This is a genomic window from Telluria sp. ZB4P34 (assembly GCF_059686055.1).
Genome location: NZ_JCASIF010000024.1, coordinates 10,913 through 33,125, shown reverse-complemented (window position 1 = coordinate 33,125; position 22,213 = coordinate 10,913). Strand labels below are relative to the sequence as shown.

20 protein-coding genes are annotated in these 22,213 nt (G+C 66.4%); 9 read left to right on the top strand and 11 right to left on the bottom strand.

The window, feature by feature from the left end; genetic code table 11:
- Positions 1-178 precede the first annotated feature (178 nt).
- From argJ to AC56KL_RS22330, 3 genes are read left to right on the top strand one after another with little or no spacing between them, the layout of a single operon-like run.
- Entirely contained in the window at positions 179-1,417 is a 1,239-nt protein-coding gene (gene argJ / locus AC56KL_RS22340) for a bifunctional glutamate N-acetyltransferase/amino-acid acetyltransferase ArgJ (RefSeq protein ID WP_497182379.1), read from the top strand.
- 13 nt (positions 1,418-1,430) lie between these two features.
- Positions 1,431-2,321, top strand: a complete 891-nt coding sequence (locus AC56KL_RS22335) for an ATP-binding protein (RefSeq protein ID WP_497182378.1) — start codon at positions 1,431-1,433, stop codon at positions 2,319-2,321.
- Entirely contained in the window at positions 2,314-2,730 is a 417-nt protein-coding gene (locus AC56KL_RS22330) for an NUDIX domain-containing protein (protein ID WP_497182377.1), read from the top strand. The genes AC56KL_RS22335 and AC56KL_RS22330 overlap by 8 nt, the downstream gene beginning before the upstream one ends.
- Positions 2,731-2,965: 235 nt before the next feature.
- Here AC56KL_RS22330 and yacG read toward each other — a convergent pair whose 3' ends face one another.
- The 4 genes from yacG to AC56KL_RS22310 form a co-directional block, all read right to left on the bottom strand.
- A complete protein-coding gene (yacG, locus tag AC56KL_RS22325; protein WP_497182376.1) occupies positions 2,966-3,148 on the bottom strand; it encodes a DNA gyrase inhibitor YacG in 183 nt (60 codons plus the stop codon).
- Positions 3,149-3,166: 18 nt separating this feature from the next.
- Positions 3,167-3,922 carry a cell division protein ZapD gene (zapD, locus tag AC56KL_RS22320; protein ID WP_497182375.1) on the bottom strand — a complete coding sequence of 252 codons (756 nt, stop codon included), beginning with the start codon at positions 3,920-3,922 and terminating at the stop codon, positions 3,167-3,169.
- A gap of 105 nt (positions 3,923-4,027) precedes the next feature.
- Complete coding sequence (gene coaE, locus AC56KL_RS22315) at positions 4,028-4,657, bottom strand: dephospho-CoA kinase (protein ID WP_497182374.1); 630 nt, start codon at positions 4,655-4,657, stop codon at positions 4,028-4,030.
- A gap of 1 nt (position 4,658) precedes the next feature.
- A complete protein-coding gene (locus AC56KL_RS22310; RefSeq protein WP_497182373.1) occupies positions 4,659-5,531 on the bottom strand; it encodes a prepilin peptidase in 873 nt (290 codons plus the stop codon).
- Between the two features lie 259 nt (positions 5,532-5,790).
- On the opposite strand from AC56KL_RS22310, the gene AC56KL_RS22305 reads away from it, so the two are divergent.
- Positions 5,791-7,221: a hypothetical protein gene (locus AC56KL_RS22305; protein WP_497182372.1), complete on the top strand. Its 1,431-nt coding sequence runs from the start codon at positions 5,791-5,793 to the stop codon at positions 7,219-7,221.
- Between the two features lie 80 nt (positions 7,222-7,301).
- On the opposite strand, the gene AC56KL_RS22300 is transcribed toward AC56KL_RS22305, so the two are convergent.
- The 7 genes from AC56KL_RS22300 to AC56KL_RS22270 all read right to left on the bottom strand — a co-directional run bounded on the left by AC56KL_RS22300 (position 7,302) and on the right by AC56KL_RS22270 (position 12,773).
- Positions 7,302-8,033 (bottom strand): hypothetical protein, encoded by a 732-nt coding sequence (locus AC56KL_RS22300; RefSeq protein ID WP_497182371.1) that lies wholly within the window; start codon positions 8,031-8,033, stop codon positions 7,302-7,304.
- 30 nt (positions 8,034-8,063) lie between these two features.
- Positions 8,064-9,215 carry an acyltransferase family protein gene (locus tag AC56KL_RS22295; RefSeq protein ID WP_497182370.1) on the bottom strand — a complete coding sequence of 384 codons (1,152 nt, stop codon included), beginning with the start codon at positions 9,213-9,215 and terminating at the stop codon, positions 8,064-8,066.
- 15 nt (positions 9,216-9,230) lie between these two features.
- Positions 9,231-9,905 (bottom strand): ABC-2 transporter permease, encoded by a 675-nt coding sequence (locus AC56KL_RS22290; protein WP_497182369.1) that lies wholly within the window; start codon positions 9,903-9,905, stop codon positions 9,231-9,233.
- Complete coding sequence (locus AC56KL_RS22285) at positions 9,902-10,795, bottom strand: ABC transporter ATP-binding protein (RefSeq protein WP_497182368.1); 894 nt, start codon at positions 10,793-10,795, stop codon at positions 9,902-9,904. Before AC56KL_RS22285 ends, AC56KL_RS22290 begins: the two co-directional genes overlap by 4 nt.
- A complete protein-coding gene (locus tag AC56KL_RS22280) occupies positions 10,795-11,139 on the bottom strand; it encodes a GntR family transcriptional regulator (protein WP_497182367.1) in 345 nt (114 codons plus the stop codon). Before AC56KL_RS22280 ends, AC56KL_RS22285 begins: the two co-directional genes overlap by 1 nt.
- Positions 11,140-11,319: 180 nt before the next feature.
- A complete protein-coding gene (locus AC56KL_RS22275; RefSeq protein WP_497182366.1) occupies positions 11,320-12,306 on the bottom strand; it encodes a TerC family protein in 987 nt (328 codons plus the stop codon).
- 38 nt (positions 12,307-12,344) lie between these two features.
- Positions 12,345-12,773: a tellurite resistance TerB family protein gene (locus AC56KL_RS22270; protein WP_497182365.1), complete on the bottom strand. Its 429-nt coding sequence runs from the start codon at positions 12,771-12,773 to the stop codon at positions 12,345-12,347.
- A 107-nt stretch (positions 12,774-12,880) separates the two neighbouring features.
- On the opposite strand from AC56KL_RS22270, the gene AC56KL_RS22265 reads away from it, so the two are divergent.
- The 5 genes from AC56KL_RS22265 (at position 12,881) to AC56KL_RS22245 (ending at position 21,975) form a co-directional block, all read left to right on the top strand.
- Positions 12,881-13,795 carry a LysR family transcriptional regulator gene (locus AC56KL_RS22265; RefSeq protein ID WP_497182364.1) on the top strand — a complete coding sequence of 305 codons (915 nt, stop codon included), beginning with the start codon at positions 12,881-12,883 and terminating at the stop codon, positions 13,793-13,795.
- Between the two features lie 547 nt (positions 13,796-14,342).
- Positions 14,343-18,071 (top strand): PKD domain-containing protein, encoded by a 3,729-nt coding sequence (locus tag AC56KL_RS22260; protein WP_497182363.1) that lies wholly within the window; start codon positions 14,343-14,345, stop codon positions 18,069-18,071.
- Positions 18,072-18,188: 117 nt separating this feature from the next.
- Positions 18,189-19,085 carry a LytTR family DNA-binding domain-containing protein gene (locus AC56KL_RS22255; RefSeq protein ID WP_497182362.1) on the top strand — a complete coding sequence of 299 codons (897 nt, stop codon included), beginning with the start codon at positions 18,189-18,191 and terminating at the stop codon, positions 19,083-19,085.
- A gap of 143 nt (positions 19,086-19,228) precedes the next feature.
- Positions 19,229-19,714, top strand: a complete 486-nt coding sequence (locus AC56KL_RS22250; protein WP_497182361.1) for a (2Fe-2S)-binding protein — start codon at positions 19,229-19,231, stop codon at positions 19,712-19,714.
- Complete coding sequence (locus tag AC56KL_RS22245) at positions 19,714-21,975, top strand: xanthine dehydrogenase family protein molybdopterin-binding subunit (RefSeq protein WP_497182360.1); 2,262 nt, start codon at positions 19,714-19,716, stop codon at positions 21,973-21,975. The genes AC56KL_RS22250 and AC56KL_RS22245 overlap by 1 nt, the downstream gene beginning before the upstream one ends.
- Positions 21,976-22,213: the final 238 nt, after the last annotated feature.

Sequence of the window (22,213 nt, the reverse complement as noted above, 5' to 3'; positions counted from 1 at the left end):
TGCGTGCAGCCACTGTCGAGCCTCACCTTGCGTCAGGGTCAAGCATTATTTAGGTCAAGCATTATTACGCATGCGATAAAGAAAAACATGGCCGGCGGCTGCTCCGGCATGCGTTGCCCGCCACCCGGGCCGCTGGCGGTACAATATCGAATTCACCATTTTTCCAATCGAGATCGCCATGGCCGTCAATTCCCCCCTGCCAGTCGCAGCCGACCTGAAACCCGTCAACGGCATCGAGATCGGCTTCGCCGAAGCCGGTATCAAGAAGCCCAACCGCAAGGACCTCCTGGTCATGAAACTGGCCGAAGGCGCGACCGTGGCCGGCGTCTTCACCACCAACCGCTTCTGCGCGGCGCCGGTCCAGGTGAGCAAGGCCAACCTGGCCGCCGTCGCCAAGGGCGGCAAGCCGATCCGCGCGCTGGTGGTCAACACCGGCAACGCCAACGCCGCCACCGGCGAGCAGGGCCTGGCCAATGCGCAGGCCACCTGCGCGGAAGTCGCCAAGCTGCTCGGCGTCGATGCCCAGCAGGTGCTGCCGTTCTCCACCGGCGTGATCCTGGAGCAGCTGCCGATCCAGAAAGTCGTCGCCGGCCTGCCGGCCGCCGTGTCGAACCTGAAGGCCGACAACTGGTTCAACGCCGCCGAGGCGATCATGACCACCGACACCCAGCCGAAGGCGGCATCGCGGTCCGTCACCATCGGCGGCCATACCGTCACCATGACCGGCATCAGCAAGGGCGCCGGCATGATCAAGCCGAACATGGCGACCATGCTTGGCTACCTGGCGATCGATGCGCGCGTGGCGCAGCCGGTGCTCGACGAGCTGGTGAAACACGCGGCCGACCACTCGTTCAACAGCATCACCATCGACGGCGATACCTCGACCAACGATTCCTTCATCGTCGTCGCCACCGGCGCGGGCAGCCTGCAGGTCGATAGCGCCAGCGGCTTCGAATACGAAGCGCTGAAGGCAGCCGTCACCGACATCTCGCGCAACCTGGCGCAGCAGATCATCCGCGATGGCGAAGGCGCGACCAAGTTCATGACCATCACGGTGGAGCAGGGCGGCAGCGTGGAAGAGTGCCGCAAGATCGCCTACGCGATCGCCCACTCGCCGCTCGTGAAAACCGCCTTCTTCGCGTCGGACCCTAACCTGGGCCGCATCCTGGCCGCCATCGGCTATGCCGGCGTGGACGACCTGGATACCAGCAAGCTCGATCTCTACCTGGACGATGTGTGGGTGGCCAGGAGCGGCGGACGCAACCCGGACTACAAGGAAGAAGACGGCCAGCGCGTCATGAAGCAGGCCGAGATCACCGTGCGCGTGACCCTGGGCCGTGGCGACGCGAACGCCACCGTCTGGACTTGCGACCTGTCGCACGACTACGTGTCGATCAACGCCGACTACCGTTCCTGAGCGGAGACGCAGCGTGACCCCGCTGGAACAGTTCCTGCACCGCGCCGAAGCCCTGCTCGCGCGGGTGGAGGCGGTGCTGCCGCCGGCGCTGCCGCGCGAGCCGGACTGGAAGCGCAGCCATGCCTTCCGCTGGCGCAAGCGCGCGAATGGTCATGGGAAGTACCTGGCGCCGGTGCTGCACGCGGCGACCATCCGGCTCGAGGACCTGCAGCACGTGGACGCCCAGAAGCGTGCGATCGAGCAGAACACCCGGCAGTTCGTGCTGCGCCGTCCGGCCAATAACGTGCTTCTCACGGGCGCGCGCGGCACCGGCAAGTCGTCCCTGATCAAGGCCTGCCTGCACGGCTTCGCCGACCAGGGCCTGCGCCTGATCGAAGTCGACAAGGCCGACCTGGCCGACCTGCCCGACATCGTCGAACTGGTCGCGGGCCGGCCCGAGCGCTTCGTGGTCTTCTGCGACGACCTGTCGTTCGAGGAGGGCGAGGCCGGCTACAAGGCCTTGAAGGTGGCGCTCGACGGCAGCATCGCGGCGGCGTCCGACAATGTGCTGGTCTACGCGACCTCGAACCGGCGCCACCTGATGCCGGAACGGATGTCGGACAACGCAGGCTACACGCATGGCGAGGACGGCGACCTGCATCCGGGCGAGACGGTGGAAGAAAAGATCTCGCTGTCGGAACGCTTCGGGCTGTGGCTCTCGTTCTATCCGTTCAGGCAGGACGACTACCTGGGCATCGTGGCGCACTGGCTGGCCAGCTTCGGCTGCACGCCGGAGCAGGTCGAAGCGGCGCGCACGGAAGCGCTGCAATGGGCCCTGCAGCGCGGCTCGCGCTCGGGACGGGTGGCGTGGCAGTTTGCGAAGGATTATGCCGGCAGGCTGCCGGATGACGCTTCCCATGAATGAAGTGACAGCAAAACCGGTCGACGTCGCGGTCGGCATCCTGATGCGCCCCAACGGCGACGTGCTGCTGGGCCAGCGCCCTGAGGGCAAGCCCTATGCGGGCTACTGGGAATTCCCGGGCGGGAAAGTCGAGCCGGGCGAGGACATCTTCCACGCGCTGCAGCGCGAGTTCGTCGAGGAACTGGGCATCCGGGTGCTGGGCGGCGACGCCTGGTGCTGCGTCGAGCATGTGTACGAGCACGCGCACGTACGCCTGTATTTCTACATCTGCCGCGCGTGGGAAGGCGAGCCGCAAAGCCTGGAAGGGCAGCCTTTTGCCTGGCAGGGCGGGTACAGCGTCAGTCCGCTGCTGCCGGCGACGATACCCTTGCTGGAGTGGCTGGACAAGGTCCGCTATGCGGCCGCGGAATAAACAGCACCCCAACGCGTTAATACCGTTCAGTTAGGAAGGTCGTAGGGTGGGCGGGTCTCCCGCCCACGCGGTGATAGCCAGATTTTGAGCAGGCGCGCTGGCCGTATCGCCGTGATTCGACCGCGTGGGCGTTCGTAATCAGGCCACTGGCCTGATCACCCCGCCCACGCTACAGATGCACAGCCTTGGCTAAACTGAACAGTGATAATCCCAACACGCCGTTCTATCGCCACCATTAGTCGTCGGTCGGCTTGTCGTCCTGAGGGCCGCTCGGGGTGGCCCCGGGAATGGTGTACTTCTCTTCCGCCCAGGCGCCCAGGTCGATCTGCTTGCAACGCTCGGAGCAGAACGGGCGAAACTTGTTCGCCGGGCTCCATTCAACCTTCTTGCCGCAGGTCGGGCAGGCTACAACAGTCATGTCGCGATCACTTCAAACTTAAAAATTACAGAGAGTCAGGTTGAAGGGCACGTCTTCTTCCAGCGCCTTGGGCTTGCAGTCGCCGTCCTGGGTGGTGAAACGTACCCACAGCATATACTTGTTGGCCGAGATTTCCGGGATAGCGCCCAGCGAATCGTCGATCGACAGGCGCAGCATCTGGTAGATCTTCCCCTGCAGCATCTGCTGGTAGCTGCCCCCGGTGGCGATCATCTTGACCGGTCCGCCGGAATCGCGCAGCAGGCGCAGCACCAGAGCCAGCGCCTCGAACAGGGGCGCGAGCGGCGCGAACCAGCCCATGATGTCGGCCTGGCGCTGGTCGGCCGGGCGGTGCTGCCAGGCGTAGTAGGAAGGCAGGTCGAATTCGCAGGCGCCGCCCGGGATGATGGTGCGGCCGCGGATGCTCATCAGCCATTCGTTGTCGCGCACGTTCTGGCCGGTCTTGCCCTGGCTTGCTCCCAGGGCGCCGCTCACGGCGTCGAGTTCGGCCAGCACGGCATCGAGCATCTCGACGGCGACGTTGGGATTGCTGCGGTAGCTCAGCAGGCTTTGCTTTTGCCGTTCGAGTTCCTGCAGCAGGTCCGATTTCAGGTCGGCGCGGCCGGCCACTTCCAGCATGTCGAAGATCGTGGCCAGGGCCACGTGGTGCTGCATGGGGTGTTCTTGTTGCACAAAAAACTTGAACTTATCGTACAAATCTTCCAGCCGCAACAACGTGCGAATCCGCTCGTTGAAAGGATATTCGTAGACGATCAAAATGACATTCCTCTGAATGTAGGCTGGCGAGCAACCCCGTGATTCTGAACCATGCTGGGAAAAATTACAAATGTCACATTGATTGAGCTTAAAGCTGGGTGCAATTTACCCCGATATTTGCTTGTTTAGGGATAAATACATGGCATGCAGCGCTTCCACCTGGGGGCGTAGCGCCTCCAGTCCGGCTTCGTTCAGGATGATGTCGTCGGCCGCTGCGCGGCGCTGTTCGCGCGTGACCTGGGCCGCCATGATCGCGCGCACCTGGGCTTCGGGCATGGCATTCCTGGCCACCACGCGCGCAATCTGCACCTGCTCCGGGCAGTCGATCGCCAGCACCCGCGTGACGCGTTCGCGCCAGGTGCCGGATTCGATCAGCAGGGGAACGACATAGATCACGTAATCGCCGCTGGCAATGGCCGCCGCCGCCGCGGTGGCGTCGCGGATGCGCGGATGCAGGATCGCTTCCAGGCGCGCGCGCGCGACGGCGTCGGCGAACACGAGGGCGCGCATCCGGGCCCGGTCCAGCGCCCCCTCGGGCGTGGCGAAGTCCGCGCCGAACTCGGCCAGGATGGCCGGCATTGCAGCGCCATGCGGGGCGGTGAGCTGGTGGGCAATCGTGTCGGTATCGATCACCGAGGCGCCGAGGGCGGCGAACATGTCGGCCACGGTGGTCTTGCCGCAGCCGATGCCGCCGGTGAGGCCGACCGAAAAGGCGAGCGTGTGCGGCTTATCCATCTCAGCCGGCCAGTGCGCCATACAGGCCGGCGCTGAGGTCGCTGCCGTACAGCAGGGCGATCAGGCCGGCCGCCGCCAGGTAGGGACCGAAAGGAATCGGCTTGTCGCGCCCGCGCCTGGCGAACACGATCAGGCTGATGCCCACGACCGCCCCCACCACCGAGGACAGCAGGATGATGACCGGCAGCATTTGCCAGCCGAGCCAGGCGCCGAGGGCGGCCAGCAGCTTGAAGTCGCCGTAGCCCATGCCTTCCTTGCCGGTGACGAGCTTGAACAGCCAGTACACCGACCACAGGACCAGATAGCCGGCGGCGGCGCCGATCACCGCGTCCTGCAAGGGCACGAAGGTGGCGTTGAGGTTCACCAGCAGGCCGGCCCACAGCAGCGGATAGGTCAGGTCGTCCGGCAGCAGCTGGGTGTCGATGTCGATGAAGGTCATTGCGACCAGCAGGAACAGGAACAGCAGGGTCGCGAGGCCGGCCAGGCCGCTGCCGAAGGTCCACACCAGCACGCCGGCCAGGATACCGGTGAGCAGTTCGACGGCCGGGTAGCGCGGCGAGATCGGCGCCTTGCACTTGCGGCACTTGCCGCGCAGCGCCAGCCAGCTGACGACGGGAATGTTTTCCATTGCCGTGATGCCGTGGCCGCAATGCGGGCAGCGCGATCTCGGCACCATCAGGTTGAAACGATCGGTGTGCGGCGGCGCGCGGCCGCTTTCCTGGGCCACGTAGTTGTCGGATTCCCGTTGCATCATCTTCGGGATCCGGTGGATGACCACGTTCAGGAAACTCCCGACGAGCAGCCCGAACAGGGCGGCCACGAGGGCGGCGCCGAGGGTGGCCGGCGGGGCGAACAGGAAGGATTCGGGGGACATGGCGACAGGAGTCCGATCAGGAGCGTAGGAAGAAAAGGGCAGGCGCAAAAAGATTCTTTACATCAACCTATTGTAGAGCTTTCCCGGCGTTTGGCGAAGTCCGGCGGCCCCGGTGTGGCGGCGCGGCCATGGCGTCCGATTGTGACGGATCATGCCCCGGGCGTGTCGCGCGGCTACGCTGGGCCTGTCCGGCGGCTGCGCCAGCCGCCGGTTCCCGCCGTCCGCCGTCCGAGGCTTCCGTCACGCGAAAGGTGCTGCCATGCCACGCGCAACATTGACTTTCCTGAACCATGCCTGCTTCCTGGTGCGCAGCGAGGGCGCGCTGCTGGTGTGCGATCCCTGGCTCGAGGGCGCGGTGCTCGACGGCGCCTGGAGCCTGGTGGATGGCTCGACCAGCAACGCGGCCCTGCTCGACATCCTGAACGCCGCCGGCGTACCCGTCTATATATGGTGTTCGCGCGCGCAAGCGGACCGCTTCGCGCTGCCTTTCCTGCGGCGCTTTCGCTCGGAATTCCGCGGCATTGCCACCTTCCTGTACCGGCCCGGCCGCGACATGCGCATCCGCGACGCGCTGCGCGGCCTGCGGCTGCCGGTGGCCGAGTGCCCGGACGGCGTTACCGTGGGGCTGGCCGGCGACCTGCGCCTGACCGCGCTCGCCAATGGCGACGGCGACACCGCCTGCCTGATCGGCTGCGGCGGGCGCAGCATCCTGAACCTCGGCGAGCGCGCGCTGCCCACCGCCGCCGCCTGCCAGGCCGCCGCGCCCCGCATCGCCCGGGCCGCGTCGCGCATCGACCTGCTGCTGAGCGGCTTCGGCAGCATGGGCTGGTGCGGCAACCCGGAACAGTTCGCGCTGCGCGAGGCGGCCGCCAAGGCTGCGGTGGAGCGCCTGGCGAGCCAGGTCGAGCACTTCCGGCCGAAGCTGGTGCTGCCGATCGCCTCGTTCGCGCGCTTCTCGCGGGCCGACAACACCTGGCTCAATGGCGGGCGGCTGTCGCCCTCCGAGCTGCTGGAGCTGTCGCGGCTGGAGAACCTGCGCGGCGTACTGCGCTTCCTGGCGCCCGGCGCCACGGTCGACCTGCAGCGCGACTCGCCGGGCTCGCTCGCCCCCGCGCACGAGCGGGCGCTGGCGCACTGGAGCGCCTGCTGGCGGGCGCGGCCGGCGCCGCTGTCGCGTCCGCAGGGAGCCTCGCTGGGCGAACTGAAAGCGGCCTTTTCCCGCTACCACGAGCGGGTCACGGCGGGGATGCACGTGCTGCCGCGGCTGCTGGAGGCGCTCGGCCTGCTGCGTCCGCTGCTGCTGCACCTGGCCGACCTGCGCCAGACCGTGGAGCTGTCGTACCGGCACGGGTTCCGGGTGCAGCCGCGCGAAGTGGGCGGCAACACGGGCGGCGACACGGGCGGCAACACGGGCGGCAACACGGGCCCGCAGGTGGGAGCGCACGTGGCGATGTTGTCAGGGACCGCGCTGCAGCTGCTGCGCGCCGAGGACGGTTTCGACACCGTGTATGCGGGAGGATGTTTCTGGACGCTGCGGCGCAGCGGACTGTCGACCTTCGGGCGCTTCTTCCTGCCCCAGCGCATGGGGCGGCGCGGGGCCGACCGCCGCCGCCCGCTGGCCATGGGCGGCTACCTGTGGCGGGCCCTGGTGGGGCGGATGACGCGCGGGCTGCAGGCGGCGCTGCGCTAGCCTGCCGGGTAGCGGCTCCCGTGCTCGAACGCTGTCCGGCAGCGCCGGCACGCGCGTCCTTCGCCATCCGCCGGCCGGGCTTACGGCCGGGCGAAACGCGCGATGTTGACGGGCACGTTCAACTCTGCCTTGTCGACCACGATCGTCATCCGGTCCTTCGATCCGGCCAGGCCAATCTCCACCCGGTGCGCGATGCGCACGCCGCCGGCTTCGCCGCCGACCTTGCGATAATCGCTGCTGTAGATGTCGATCGGCCTGAGCGCGCCCATCACCAATCCGTGCTGGGTTCGTTTGATTTCGAGATGACTCGTGGCGTCCAGCCAGACCGTGGCGGACGTGCCATCAGCAAAGCTGACCTTCAATGCGTGGGCCGGCTTGCCCTCGACCACGGCAGGCCCGGCATACACAATCCGGATACCCTTCATCGCAGGGCGCACCAGGGCGCCATCGAAATCAGCCTCCTGCACCAGCGCTTTTGCTTCGGCGGCAGGCAGGCCGGACGGCTTGTCGCCGCCCGGGACGAAGGGATCGGTCTTCCACCCCTGCTTGCCGTCGAATGCGGTCACCTGCACGTTGCCGTGCAGGCTCAGTTCCTTGCGAATCAGGTTGGGCCGGCTGGCCTCGATCGTCACCGGCAGTTCCATCGGTGCGAGTCCGATCAGGCGCAGGTGCAGCCGGCGCGTCTGGACGCGGTCGATGGGGCCAATGGCCTGCAGGTGCTTGTCGAGCAGGGCCTGCACCTCGGGAGCAGGTGCGGCCTTGCCAGGCAAGGCAAGGAGGAGGGAAGCGAGCAGCAGGAAGAACGTGCGCATGATGGGACCTTTCTGGTGAGTAAAACGGAATCAGGTGTGTTTGCGGCCGTTCAGGATGGCTCCGACGAAGGTCCGCCGAACGGCCAGCGCATAGGTGCCAAGTGCGATCGCGAAGACCAGCGTGACGACCAGCACGAACTTCGGCATCCAGGGCCAGGCCCAGTGCGATACCAGGGCCTGCAAGGCGACCACCAGCGGCAGATGGACGAGGTAAATCCAGTAAGAAGCATCTGCCAGGTAGCGCCGGATGGCGTTGTAGCTGGAAAGAAAGCGCTGCGCCATGCCGAGCAGTGCCAGTGACCAGGTCCACGCGCCGAGACTGTAGGCGGCCGCATAGGCCAGCTTGGCGCCGCCTTGCGGCGCCGGCGCCAGCAGCGGCGCCACGCCGGCCTGCGCCATGCAGAACACGGTGCAGGCGCAAGCCACGGACAAGTGGCGCACCCAGTGACCGCTCCACTGTTCCAGGACGCCGGGTTGCGGCTGGACCAGCCAGCCGAAGGCGAACGCGGTGCCGTAGCCGACCAGCGCAGGAAGCGTCGGCAGGAGCGATTGGTCCGGCGTGGGGATGCCGAACCACATGATCCAGTACGGATGCAAATACAGGCTCAGGCACAGCGGCGCGGCGAGCAGGACCAGGCTCCAGGAATGCAGCAGCGTCCGGCGCAGCCAGGAAACCGCCGCAAGGTGGGCAATGCGCCGGCCAAGCAGGGGATGCAGGAGCGTCGCCAGGTAGAACAACATCAGCAGGTAGAGGAACCAGAGGTGGGTCAGCGGGAACGAGGTGGGCGACAGCATGGCGAACACCTGCGTGGTCCGTTCCGGCATGCCGGCAGCGGCCATCAGCGCCATGAACAGGAGCGGCCAGCCGACGACCAGGGGCAGGCCGATCCGGGACAGCCGGTCACGGAAGAACGCGCCTGCGCCGCGCCGTTCCATGCTCAGGCGCGCCATGAAGCCGGCCAGCAGGAAGAAAGTGGGCATGCGCAGCATATGGATCACGAAGAAGGCGCCCGAGAGCAGCGTGCTGCTCGCGGAATCGTCCACGAGCCAGATGGGCGGCCCCGGGAAAAACGACATGGAAGCGTGCAAGAATACTCCCAGCAACAGGGCGAATGCACGCAAGGCATCCAGGGCGTGCAGGCGTGACGAGCCTGCCGACGGCGTATGCGGGTCGGTGTACATGAGAGGCCTGAAGGATCAGATGAAGTCGGTCTTGCGCGACTGGTGCCAGAGCGTCAGTGCGAACATGAGCAGCGCGCAGGCTGCTTCGAGCCCGAGGAACAGGAGGACCGGGCCGCTCCACAGCACGGCTTCGCCGTTGAGTGTCGAGCGGATCGCGGCCACGTTGGAAGCGCCGTACATGACGCCCTGGAAGGCCAGGTTGCAGCCGACCTGGGCGACAATCGTCCACTGCATCGATTCCGTCGCCAGCGCCACGCACAGGATGAACACGGCACCGGTGGCGATCGCGCCGAACAGGATCAGTGAATAGGGAATGAGCCCGTCCGGCAGCGTTGGCCGCGCGACGATCAGACCGACCGTCGCCGCCAGCAGCAATGCCCATGGGATAAAGAACAGCACCACGTTGGCGAGCAGCTTCGACCACAGGTAGTCTGCGGGCGTCAGCGGCATACTCATGACAAAGGCCAGGGTCTGCTCCTTGCGCTCGCCGACGACGGTGGCCATGGTGGGATGGAAGCCGAGGGCGATCAGTGCCGTAATCAGGAGCACGCTGCCCGCATAGAACGCAACGTGGCGCTCGACGCCCATCAGGCCGACCAACAGCGCACCAGCCGCCAGGTAGAACAGTACCGGCAGGCGCAACAGGCGTAAGTCCTTGCGTACCAGGATGCCGATCATGCGCATGTTCATTGCACTTCCTCCCTGCGATGGTTGATCGTGTTGACGAAGATTTCTTCCAGACTCAAGGGTTCGATAGCCTGGATGCTGGCGCCGCTCGCCTGGCAGGCGAGCGCGAAGTCGTCGTTGAATGCGCTGGTCGTCAGGATGCGGGTGCGCCCCTGGCCGGCCAGCGACACGGTGCCCGGCAGCGGCGCCAGGGTACGCCCGGGAGGAAGGCCGAGCCGGATGCGGCGCCAGCGGTCGAGGTAGCACTCCTTGTCATTGGCATCGATGATGCGGCCCCGGTCGATAAAGGCGATTGCATCGGCGATTTGCTCGACGTCGCGGGTGTTATGCGACGAGAACAGCACGGTGCGTTCCTCGTCGGCCATGACGGCCATCAGCTCGGCCAGCACCTCGTGGCGCGCGACCGGATCCAGGCCGGTGGTCGGCTCGTCCAGCACCAGCAGGCGCGGGCGGCGCGCCATCGCCAGCAACAGGGCGGCCTTGACGCGTTGCCCATGCGACAGGCCCTTGATCTTGCGTCCCGCTTGCAGGTCGAAGCGACGCAGCAGGGTGGCGGCATAGCCCGCGTCCCAGCGCGGGTAGGCAGAGGCGACCAGGTCCATATGCCATTGCAGCGTGGCGCTGCCGTACAGGCGCAGGTCTTCCGACACGAAGCCGATATCGGCCCTGGCCTGCGCGCCCTCGGCAGGCATGGCGCGGCCAAGGACCTGAACAGTCCCGCTGTCCTGATGCACCAGTCCCATCAGGATGCGGATCGTCGTCGACTTGCCGGCGCCATTGGGACCGAGGAAACCCAGGATCGCGCCTGGCGCCAATGTGAGGTCGACCTGGTCGAGCATGAAATGGGGATAGCGTTTGCATACCGCGTTCAGCTGCACTGCGTACGGAGTCATCATTCGTCCTTCAGTTGTTGGATCGCCGAGTGCAGGCGCGCATGCAGGGAGTCCGGTGACAGCCCCAGCAGGTTGCCCAGGCGAGCGGCCTGGGATAGCGACTGCGACAATTCTTCTTCCCACAGTGTGTTACGCAGGTCGGGAGCCTGCGAAACGACCGAGCCACGTCCCTGCTGGGTCACGATCACGCCTTCGCGCTCCAGTTCCTGGTAAGCGCGCTTGATGGTGATGACGCTGACGCGCAGGTCGGCCGCCAGTTGCCGGATCGACGGCAACACCATGCCCGGTTCCCAGTCGCCGACCGCAACCTTGTGCTGGATCTGTTCGATGATCTGCAGGTACATCGGCCTGCCGTCCGTCTGCGAGATCGAAAGTTCACTGTGTATGCTCATATACACAGTATATACAGTATGCACAGATCTGCAAGCGAAAAAAATCCCAGGTTCGGCGGTGCGAACCTGGGAGCGGGGGATGCGCCGTGCAGCTGCCTGATGCTAGGCGGTCGAAGGCGTTCACCCTATCGGCTAGCCGGTCAGTGTCGGGCCCTTGTGACGGGTGCGCCACAGCGAGTACAGGACGCCCGAGGCAATGAGCAGGCCCGTGATGGCCAGCGACAGCCCCGCAGGCACCTTGCCGCCAAACACGAAGTCGCCCAGGAAGATCTTCGAGCCGATGAACACCAGCACCGCCGCCAGCGAGTACTTCAGGTAGTGGAAGCGCTCGACCATCGCCGCCAGCGCGAAGTACAGCGCACGCAGGCCCAGCACCGCGAAGATGTTCGAGGTGTAGACGATGAACGGGTCGCTGGTGATGGCGAAGATGGCCGGCACGCTGTCCACCGCGAACACCACGTCGGTGATCTCGACCATGCACAGGGCCAGGAACAGCGGCGTCGCCCACAGCAGCGTCTTGCCGGGCTGCGCCGGGTCGGGCTGGCGCACCAGGAAATGGTTGCCGTGCAGTTCGGGCGTGATGCGCATGTGACGTTTCAGCCAGGACAGCACCTTGCTCTCGCGGATGTCGTCGCTGCTGGTATCGACAAAGAACATCTTGATGCCGGTGAAGACCAGGAAGGCGCCGAACAGGTACAGGGTCCAGTAATAGCTTTCCACCAGGGCCGAACCGGCGCCGATCATGATGCCGCGCGTGATGATCACGCCCATGATGCCCCAGAACAGCACCCGGTGCTGGTAGAGCGGCGGGATCGCCAGGGTCGCGAAGATCAGCGAGATCACGAAGATATTATCCAGCGACAGGCTCTTCTCGATCAGGAAGCCGGTGTAGAAGTGCATGCCTTTTTCGCTGCCGAATTCGTGCCACACCCACAGGCCGAACAGCAGGCCCGCCGTCAGGTAGAAAGCCGACAGCTTGAGGCTTTCCTTGACCCCGATGACATGGTCTTTCTTGTTCAGGACGCCGAGGTCGAATGCCAGCAGGACCACGACGATGGACAGGAACACCAGCCAGGTCCAGACTGGGGCGCCGAGCCAGAGCGCTTGAAGCAGTTCCATGATGATCTCCGCTTAGGAATGAATGGGAAGTGGCGGCCTCAGGTGGCCAGCGCCGCCGTGGTGAAGGAATCGTCGGCGCGCTCCTGGCCGAACCAGGCCCGGGCCGCGCGCCGCACGAGCGTCGTTTCCCGGCCATCGAGGTGGCCGTCGGCCTGCACGATGTCGAGCATGGCTTTCCACAGGCAGATCTGGAGCAGCGGATCGCGGATATCGCGCAGCAGGCTGTCCATCAGCGCCGGGTCGATCTCGACCATGCCGGCGTGGCGGTTGGACGCGGCGCCGAGCAGGTCTTCGCACAGCTCGCGCAGGGTGTGGTCGAAGGTGTCGTCGTCGACCTTGACCTGCTGCAGGAACTCGGCGCGCTGCATGGCATGCACTTCGGAAGGGCTGACGTGCCCGTCCACGATCATGGTCAGGGCCAGGATGCGGCTGACCGCTTCGGGACTGTTGGTGGGGTAAGCGTGCATGGCGACCTCGGGAAAGTTGAAAGTGAAATCACTATAAGTTCCGACAAAGCCAAAGTAAAATCGATTAATCTTTCGCAAAGCATCAGTTTTATTGAGGTATCGAGTCGATGATCAACTACAAGCACCTGCACTATTTTCACGCGGTTGCCACCCATGGCACGGTGGCCCGCGCGGCCGAGCAACTGCACGTGACGGCCCAGGCGATCAGCATGCAGCTGCAGGTGCTCGAGGAGCAGCTGGGCGAGGAGCTGTTCAAGAAGAAGGGGCGGGTGCTGGAACTGACCGAGGCCGGCAAGACCGTGCTGCGCTATGCGGAGCAGATCTTCGACCTCGGCAACGAACTGGAACAGGCCGTGCGGCGCGGCGCATTCACCGGCGACGAGATGCTGCGGGTCGGCATCTGCGACGTGATCGCCAAGACCCTGGCCTTCCGCCTGCTGCAGCCGGCGCGCGAAGCGGGCCAGGCCATGCGCCTGATCTGCCGCGAAGGCCGCTTCGACGACCTGGTGCTCGAGCTCACCGCGCACAAGCTCGACCTCGTCATCTCCGACCAGGGCCTGCCCACCGGCGGCGCCGTGCGCGGCTACACCCGGCTGCTCGGATCGAGCACGCTCACCGTGCTCGGCCATCCCGAGCTGTGCCGCGCATGGCCGGGCGCCTTCCCGCACCGCCTGCGCAATGCCCCCTTCCTGCTGCCGGGCCAGGACGCGGCCATCCATAGCCAGCTCAAGAGCTGGTTCGAGACGGGCGAGCTGCGGCCGATCGTCGTGGGCGAATTCGACGACGGCGCGCTGTTGAAGTCCTTCGCCCGCGCCGCTACCGGATTCATGGTCGCGCCCACCGTGCTGGCCGACATCGTGGCGTCGGAAAACGGCCTGGAAGCGGTGGGCAGCATCGACAGCATCGTCGAGCATTTCTATGCCGTGTCGGTGGAGCGCCGTGAAGGGCATCCGGCGGTGCGCCGCATCCTGGAGGCGGCGGGTTCGGTATTCGGCCGGAATATGCCGACGAATAGCGAATAACATCTGCATATTATGGGAATGGTTCGCGGCGCCTGAATCGAATGGATAAAAGTCTTCCGCGATTGGCTGGGAATTAAAATAAAAAATCACGCCCCCCCCCCAGCAATGGGGGGATTTGATGCGTTCGTTTTTGCAATATATTTTCTTTATCAGGAATAGTTGAATTCCCGCGCATATTCCTGCCGCGGTTTCGCCATTGATGCCAGGCTGCCCTTCTGCACCGCCTGCGTTCGTCCCTGCTGGCGTCGATTCGTCCCATCCAGCCCTTCAGAGCGCCCGCCATGCATTACGCTGAGCGCGGGATGTGCTCGCTTAATAAAGCGCATTTGCGCATGCAAGCGATAACAAATTTCCGCTTGACAATAATTCATACAACTCGATACATTCGATTACTGTTTAATCAAATACGAATTAAACACCTATCGATGCGGATGTTTGCGAAAAGGGAAGGTTTTAAATGAAAAACCGAATATCGAAACAAAATACCACCCCCGGGCGTGGGGGGAAATTAAGGCATTGGCTGGCAGGCGTTTCCCTGCTTGGCTTGATGGCAACCGGATTGGGCCCGAGCCATGCCCAGTCGGACGACAATGCGGCGCCGGTGCCGGTGCTGAAGTGGTCGCAGTTCCCCGGCGAGCCGATCGGGATCTTCGCCGCCGGCGAATCGCACGACCCGGACGGCCACGTCACGGGTTTCCGCTGGGATTTCGGCGACGGCGCCACGGGTAGCGGCCCGGATGCCTCGCACTTCTACAGCGCACCCGGCAAGTACCAGGTCACGCTGACGGTTACCGACGACCGCCAGGCAGTCCGCTCCACCACCGTGGAAGTGAACATCGCCGGCAAGAACCTTCCACCTCCGCCGGTACAGGTGAACACGCCGCCCGTCCCCGTGCACACGCACGAGCAGTTCCCGGGCCACCCGATCGTGGTCTTCCACGGCGGCGATTCGCGTGACGGCGAAAGCCACATCACGCGCCATCACTGGAACTTCGGCGACGGCCAGACGGCCGAAGGCATGGACGTCGCGCACGACTACGGCAAGCCGGGCACCTATACCGTCGTGTTCACGGTGACGGACGCCGCGGGCGCCAGCACCGCAAGCACCTTCCAGGTCACCGTGGCCGGCAAGCCTGCCAGCGCGCCGGTGGCGCGCGGCACCGCCACGCCGGTTGCCGGCGGCTTGAGCGTGCAGTTCGACGGCAGCGGCTCCTACGACGCCGACGGCGCCATCGTCTCCCACCTCTGGGACTTCGGCGACGGAGCGACCGGCAGCGGCGCCCAGGCCAGCCATGCCTATGCGGCTGCAGGCCAATATACGGCGACGCTGACCGTGACCGACGATAGCGGAGCCCTTCATTCGGTCGCGCTGCCGGTCACGGTGAGCGCACCGGCCAACCGTGCGCCGCTGGCCCATGCCAGCGCCACCCGCAACGGCAGCGCGCCGGAATACCTGTTCGACGCCGGCGGATCCTCCGACCCCGACGGGCGCATCGTCTCCGCGACCTGGAACTTTGGGGACGGCAGCAGCGCGACCGGCATGACGGCGCGCCACCGCTACGCCGTTCCCGGCGCCTACAACGTCACGCTGACGGTCAGCGACGACGGCGGCGCCAGCGCGAGCTTCGTGCTGCCGGTGTCCGCCTCGGGACCGGCCGGCCCGACCAAGGTGTCGATGGGCTACTACGCCGGCTGGTTCTGGGAGGGTTACCAGCCCCAGAACATCGACCTGTCGACGATGACCCACCTGATCTTCGGCCGCGTGGCGCCGGGCAGCGGCACCCTGGGTGGCGCGGCCGGCGACATCGTGCCGGGAGCGGGCAGCGCGCATGAGCCGGGCCGCCTGCCGGCTGGCGTGAGCAGCAAGAGCGTCGAGGACTACCTGATCGAGCGCGCCCGCGCCGCCGGCGTCACCCCGCTCCTGATGGTGGGCGGGCAGGACGAAGGCGCGGCCTTCGTGCGTTCGACCGAGCCGGCGCTGCGCGCCGCCTTCATCGACAAGCTGCTCGACTACCTGGTCGCGCACGGCTACCAGGGCATCGACCTGAACTGGGAAGACGGCTTCGCCGATCCGATCGCCGGACCGCGCCTGGTGACGATGATCCGGGAACTCAAGGCGCGCGCCGCGCAACTGCCGGCCTTCCAGGCGCCGAACCGGCCGCTGGTCATCACCTACCCGACCAACACCCTGAACATGAACACCGACCAGGTCGATTCCTGGAAGGTCGAGGTGGCGGGCCTGGTCGACTACGTCAGCATCATGAGCTACCAGATGGGCTTCTGGAGCGGCGGACAGCAGACCTGGCACTTCTCGCCGGTGTACCGCGACCCGGCCAGCTGGCGCACCCCGACCAGCATCGATTCCACCATCCAGGCCATGATCGGCTCGGGTATCCCGGCGAACAAGCTGGTGGTCGGCATCGGCTTCTACGGCTATACCTTCGCGCAACCGGTGACGGGACCCTACCAGGAACCGGAAGGCGTCGAGCACAGCAACAATGACCTGGTGAACTCCTGGGCCCAGCTGTCGATCTGCGGCTTCCTGTCGGCGGGCACCTATGCGTTCGACAACGATGCCAAGGCCTCGTCGCGGAGCTACCAGGGCTTCAGCGGCGGCGGTCCGCAAGGCGTGTGCATCAACCGTGCGGAAAACGTCGGCTGGCTCAGCTACGAAGACCAGCGCAGCATCTCGGCCAAGTCCAGGTACGTGCGCGAGCAGGGCCTGGCCGGCGTGATGGCCTGGACCATCAACTACGGCACCGTGGACGGCGTCACCAATCCACTTCTCAGCGCCATCAAGCATTCGGTGCTCGACGGCCATGACAACGTGCAGGCGATGGCGGTGGTGTCCTCGCAGCTGATGGAGACCACACGGCTGCGCTACCGCTTCGACGGCGCCGCCTCCACCGACGGCAACGGCGCTCCCGTGGCGGCCTATCACTGGGACTTCGGCGACGGCGCCACCGGGCAGGGCGCCACGCCCGAGCATACCTATGCCGCGGCCGGTTCCTATGCCGTGACCCTGACCGTCACCGACACGGCCGGCACCACCGCCACGACCCGCGTCATGGTCAATGCCGAACTGCCTCCGCCGCCGGATGTCATGCCGCCGCTGGAGCCGGTGCCGGCCCAGGCGGGCGCCAAGCCCTGGGTGACCAGCTACTACGCCGGCTACTTCTGGGACGGCGGCATGCTGGCCCCGTGGCAGGTCGACTTCAGCACCATGACGCACTACGTGTTCGCACGCGTGGCGCCGGGCGGCGGTACCCTGGGCGGCACCCCGGGGGAGATCGTCCCGGGCGCCGGCAGCGCGCATCATCCGGGCACGCTGGGCAGCCGCAGCCCGAAGAGCGTCGAGGACTGGATGATCGAACGCGCCCGCGCGGCCGGCGTCAAGTCCTTGCTGATGCTCGGCGGTATGGGCGACAGCCACGGCTTCTTCGCCTCCACCGCGCCGAGCGTGCGTCCGACCTTCGTGAAGAACCTGCTCGACTACCTGGAAGCCCACGGCTATGACGGCGTGGACGTCGACTGGGAAGATGGCCTCGAGCGTGCAGGCGCCAAGTTCCGCCTGACCGCCCTGATCGCCGACCTGCGCGCCGCGGCCAAGCTGCGCCCGCGCTGGCAGGCCCCGAACGCGCCCTTCATCATCACCTTCCCGGGCTATGCCCTGAACGTCAATCCGGGCCAGAGTTCGATCGGGGAATTCGAAGCGACCATCGCATCGATCGTCGACCAGTACAACCTGATGAGCTATTCGATCATCTTCAACGCCGATGGCTGGACCACCGGCACCGCCAGCCCCATCGCCGGCCATACCCCGAGCCGTCCGATGGACCTGGCCTCGAGCATCGACCGCTACGTGGCGCTGGGCATCGATCCGAAGAAGCTGGGCATCGGCATCGGCTTCTACGGCAGCGGCTACGCCTTGCCCGCCACCGGGATCGACCAGCCTGCAACCTCGCTGAGCTCGAACGACGTGACGATGCGCTACCGCGCCATGAAGTCCTCGGGCTACGTGGGCAACAGGCAGTGCGACTACACCTGGGTGGAACTGGCCGAGATGGCGTACTACGCCTGCCCGAACGGCTTTGCCGGCACGGGTGAGTTGACCCAGCAGTTCGGCATGTACTCGTTCGACGACCCCGCCAGCATCGTCCGCAAGGGCCAGTGGGTGAAGTCGCGCGGGCTGGGCGGCGCGATCGTCTGGCTGGTCAACTATGACAGCGACGACGGCGAGCTGTCGCAGGCGATGAAGCGCGGCTTCATCGACTGATTCCGATCCGCCTCGAGGGCGGGAACCGCGGCCGCAGGGCCGCCGTTCCCGCCCTGTTTTTTTGCGCGCCATCTCCGATACCATGGCGTGAATATCCGAACAGATCCTGGAATACCCATGTCCGACTACGCCCACCTGCCGGCAGATCACGCGGCGCCGGAGCGCAAGGCCCGCAAGTTTGCGCTCACGGCGCTCGCCATGATGGCCCTGCTGTCGCTGGCGTACTGCTTCCTGTATGCGGTCCTGGCGGGAGCGCCGCTCGACCCCGCCGATTCGCTGTACTGGGTCGTGGCCGACTGGGGCATCTGGTTCCTGCTTGCGCCGGTTATCGTGCGCGAGGTCCTGCGCCCGCATGCGGCCGGCGGCACGCGCCGGCAAACGCTGCGCGCCGTGCTGCCGCGCCTGGCCGCCTGCGTGGCCATTGCCTTGCTGGTGCGTGCGGGATTCGGCATCGCCGCAGGGGAGGGCGCCATCGCCTTCCTGATGTTCAAGCGGCTGCCCGTGTTCACGCTGACCGCCCTGGCCTTCGCGGCGTGCGCCTTCTGGCAGGTGCGCCCGGAACTGGTGCGTTTGGCCATGCCTGCGCCCGAGTCCGAGCCCGAGCCCGCGCCCGTACCCAAGCCCGAGCCCGAGCCCGAGGCTGCGCCCGCGCCGAAACCGGCGCTCTCAATGCTCGAGCGCCCCGCACTGGTAGTGCAATCGGCGCGCGGCGAGCATCGGCTGCCGCTGGCCGAGATCAGCCATATCGAGGCCTGCGGCAATTATCTGGAAGTGCGCGCGGGACAAGCCTCCTATCTGCTGCGCCAGACCATGAAAGGCCTGGAAGACCAACTTGCCGGCTCGACCCTGATGCGCTGCCACCGTTCCTATTTCGTCAACCTCGGCCACATCGAGAAATTCGAGTTTCGCCCCAGCGGCAACCACGTGCTGCTGCTGCGCGACGGCGCCTGTATCCCCATCAGCAAAGCCTACCGCGACACGGTGCGCAGCACCATGGGCGCCGCGGCAGGCTGAACCTGCCTGGCTGCTGCAGCGCCGTTCATCCCTGCCAACGGCGATTCGTCCCGCAGCCGGTGACGGCAGCCTGCCGTGACGCCAGACTTCCCCCATCGACACCAGCGCCACACTGGCGCCACACCGTCACGATAAGGGGCAGCATGATTGCAATCACCATCAACGGGAAGACCGTCAGGACGAAGGGCGACCCGGACACCCCCCTGCTATGGATACTGCGGGATGAACTGAACCTGACGGGGACCCGCTTCGGTTGCGGCGAAGGCCTGTGCGGCGCCTGTACCGTCCACCTGGACGGCGTCCCGGCGCGGGCCTGCCTGACACCGCTGTCGGCCGTCGGAAAACGGCGCCTGACCACCATCGAGGGCCTGGCCACGCAGACCGGCGCGCGCGGCCCCGCCTTGCAGGGGGCGTGGGAACGGCTGAACGTCGCCCAGTGCGGCTATTGCCATTCTGGCCAGCTGATGTCGGCCTGTGCCCTGCTGGCGCACAAGGCGGCGCCGACCGACGCGGACATCGACGAGGCGATGAGCGGCAACATCTGCCGCTGCGGCAGCTACCCGCGCATCCGCCTGGCCATCCGCAGCGCCGCGTCGGCCGTCAAGGCGGTGCGCAAGGAGAAGACCTGATGGACCGCCGCGGCTTCCTGCGTTTATCAAGCGCCGCCGGCGGCGGCCTCGCGTTCGGCATCATGCTGCCGGCGGCAGCAGCGGAGGCGAAGCCGGGCGCGCAGGCCGCGCAGGCGCTCGGGATGTATTGCAGCATCGGGCCGGACAACCGGCTGCGCTTCACGCTCACCAAGCACGAGATGGGGCAGGGCATCGCCACCTGCCTGGCCGCCATCTTCGCCGACGAGCTGGGCGCCGACTGGGCGCGCGTGGACATCGACTACGTGGCCGATACGGCGCGGCCGCACACGCTGGGCAGCACCGGCGGCAGCGGCAGCGTGCGCGACCTGTGGCTGCCCCTGCGCAAGGCCGCGGCCTACGTGCGGGGCGTGCTGGTGACGGCGGCGGCGCGCCACTGGGGCGTCGATCCCGCCGATTGCGAAGCGGCCGGTTCCATGGTGCGCCGGCGTGCCGACGGCCGCACGATGAGTTTTGCAGAGGCAGCTGGTTTCGTGTCGACGGGCGCGGCGGACGTCGCCGCGCCCAAGACACTCGAGGAATTGAACAAGCTGGAGGTCGCACTCAAGCCGGACGCGCAACTGCGCCTGGTGGGCAGGGATCTCGGCAACAAGTACGCCCGCAAGATCGCCGGCGGGGCGCAAGTCTACGCTTCCGACGTGAAGGTGGAGGGCATGCTGTACGCGGTGCTGCTGCGCTGTCCCAGCTTTCGCGGCAGGCTCAAGTCCTTCGACGCGGCGCGCGCGCTGGCGATACCCGGCGTGCGCCGGGTCGTGCCGATCGAGGGCTACATCGCGCCGTTTTCGGGGCCCGAACGGCAGGCATCCGGCTGGACGATCAAGGACAGCGTGGCCGTCATCGCCGACTCCACCTGGGCTGCGCTCAAGGGACGCGCCGCGCTGCAGGTCGAGTGGGAGGGCGGCCCGAACGGCGCGGCCGACAACGCCTCCTTCGAACAGGTGGTCGCGGCGAAGATGGCGGCGCCGGCCGAGCTGACGGCCACCCTGGGGGCGCCGGTGCAGCCCGCAGGCCCGGTGCGCACACTGGAGGCGGTCTACGACTATCCCTACCAGACACACGCTTGCATGGAGCCGATGAACTGCGTCGCCCATCACCAGGGTACGCGCTGCGAAGTCTGGGTCGGCACCCAGTTCCCGAACGGAATCATCCGCAACGGCGCCAGGCTGTTCAAGTTGCCCGAAGAGGCGATCACGGTGCATCCGCTGCCGTCCGGCGGCGGCTTCGGCCGGCGCTTCTATCCGGACGTGGCGCTGGAAGCGCTCAAGGTGTCGCAGGCGGCCGGGAACGTCCCGGTGAAGGTGGTCTGGACCCGCGCCGACGATCTCCAGCACGACAATTTCCACCCCTACTACCGCGGCCAGTACCGCGCCACGCTCGAGGGCAGCCGCCTGCTGTCCTGGTACCACAAGGAGGCGCGCGCCTACTGGGGCACCGGCAAGACGGCCGAGCTACCCTGGATGGCCTACGACATTCCCCATGTCCAGGCCGACTTCATGGGCAGCCTGCACGACGACAGCGTGCTGCAGGCCGGCGCCTGGCGCTCGGTGGTCGCCAACAACTGGGCCTTCGGCCAGGAATGCTTCACCGACGAGGTGGCGCATGCGCTGGGCGAAGATCCCTTCCATCTGCGCCGCCGCCTGCTGCAGGGCGGACGCGAGATCGCAGGGGTGATCCATTCGCCGCCGGGCCGCACGATCAGCGCGAAGCGCATGCTGGCGGTGCTGGAGCTGGCGGCCAGCCGGGCCGGCTGGGACAAGCCGTTCCGACCGGCGGGCGGCGTGCGTGGAAACCCGGGCACGCGCTACGGCCGCGGCATCGCCGTCTACCCCTACATGCACGGCAACAGCTACTGCGCGCAGGTGGTGGAAGTGGCCGTGACCGGCACGGAACTGCGTGTGCTGCGGGTGGTCGTGGCGGCCGATTGCGGCAGGGTGATCGATCCGGACGGGGTGAAGAAGCAGATGGAAGGGGGCGTCGTCTGGGGCCTGAGCGCCGCGCTGCACGGCGGCGTGCGGATCGAGGAAGGCCGGGTCAGGAACAGCAACTTCCACGACAACCCGGTCTTGCGCATGCGCGAATGTCCGCCGATCGAGGTGCACCTGGTCGAGGATCCCGGGCCCCAGCCCTGGGGAACCGGGGAGCTGTCGACGCCGGTGGTCGTGCCGGCGCTGATGAACGCCGTGTTCGCGGCGACCGGCAAGCGGATCCGCAAGCTGCCCGTGACGGCGGCCGACCTGGCTTGACGGCACGCCTATGCGCGTACAGGCCGATAGGGGCGCGCCCCCATCGGTGCGACACCTTAGCCCCAAGGCGGTCGAATTCTTACTACTGCTCGTTGCATAGAGTTATCAAATAAAATATCTGGGCATCTGCAACGGGGATCGATCTTCCCTGGCTTCATGTGGGTCTGGTGTCATCTCCCGACACCCCACTTACAGCAATTGAATGGCCGTGATGAGTCGCCACTCGTTCAATGGAAAT

Excerpts from the sequence above, each read along its gene's own strand:
- argJ (WP_497182379.1), top strand. The coding sequence starts at position 179 with ATGGCCGTCAATTCCCCCCTGCCAGTCGCAGCCGACCTGAAACCCGTC.
- AC56KL_RS22330 (WP_497182377.1), top strand. The coding sequence starts at position 2,314 with ATGAATGAAGTGACAGCAAAACCGGTCGACGTCGCGGTCGGCATCCTG.
- yacG (WP_497182376.1), bottom strand. The coding sequence starts at position 3,148 with ATGACTGTTGTAGCCTGCCCGACCTGCGGCAAGAAGGTTGAATGGAGC.
- coaE (WP_497182374.1), bottom strand. The coding sequence starts at position 4,657 with ATGGATAAGCCGCACACGCTCGCCTTTTCGGTCGGCCTCACCGGCGGC.
- AC56KL_RS22310 (WP_497182373.1), bottom strand. The coding sequence starts at position 5,531 with ATGTCCCCCGAATCCTTCCTGTTCGCCCCGCCGGCCACCCTCGGCGCC.
- AC56KL_RS22305 (WP_497182372.1), top strand. The coding sequence starts at position 5,791 with ATGCCACGCGCAACATTGACTTTCCTGAACCATGCCTGCTTCCTGGTG.
- AC56KL_RS22300 (WP_497182371.1), bottom strand. The coding sequence starts at position 8,033 with ATGCGCACGTTCTTCCTGCTGCTCGCTTCCCTCCTCCTTGCCTTGCCT.
- AC56KL_RS22295 (WP_497182370.1), bottom strand. The coding sequence starts at position 9,215 with ATGTACACCGACCCGCATACGCCGTCGGCAGGCTCGTCACGCCTGCAC.
- AC56KL_RS22290 (WP_497182369.1), bottom strand. The coding sequence starts at position 9,905 with ATGAACATGCGCATGATCGGCATCCTGGTACGCAAGGACTTACGCCTG.
- AC56KL_RS22285 (WP_497182368.1), bottom strand. The coding sequence starts at position 10,795 with ATGACTCCGTACGCAGTGCAGCTGAACGCGGTATGCAAACGCTATCCC.
- AC56KL_RS22280 (WP_497182367.1), bottom strand. The coding sequence starts at position 11,139 with ATGTACCTGCAGATCATCGAACAGATCCAGCACAAGGTTGCGGTCGGC.
- AC56KL_RS22275 (WP_497182366.1), bottom strand. The coding sequence starts at position 12,306 with ATGGAACTGCTTCAAGCGCTCTGGCTCGGCGCCCCAGTCTGGACCTGG.
- AC56KL_RS22270 (WP_497182365.1), bottom strand. The coding sequence starts at position 12,773 with ATGCACGCTTACCCCACCAACAGTCCCGAAGCGGTCAGCCGCATCCTG.
- AC56KL_RS22265 (WP_497182364.1), top strand. The coding sequence starts at position 12,881 with ATGATCAACTACAAGCACCTGCACTATTTTCACGCGGTTGCCACCCAT.
- AC56KL_RS22260 (WP_497182363.1), top strand. The coding sequence starts at position 14,343 with ATGGCAACCGGATTGGGCCCGAGCCATGCCCAGTCGGACGACAATGCG.
- AC56KL_RS22255 (WP_497182362.1), top strand. The coding sequence starts at position 18,189 with ATGTCCGACTACGCCCACCTGCCGGCAGATCACGCGGCGCCGGAGCGC.
- AC56KL_RS22250 (WP_497182361.1), top strand. The coding sequence starts at position 19,229 with ATGATTGCAATCACCATCAACGGGAAGACCGTCAGGACGAAGGGCGAC.
- AC56KL_RS22245 (WP_497182360.1), top strand. The coding sequence starts at position 19,714 with ATGGACCGCCGCGGCTTCCTGCGTTTATCAAGCGCCGCCGGCGGCGGC.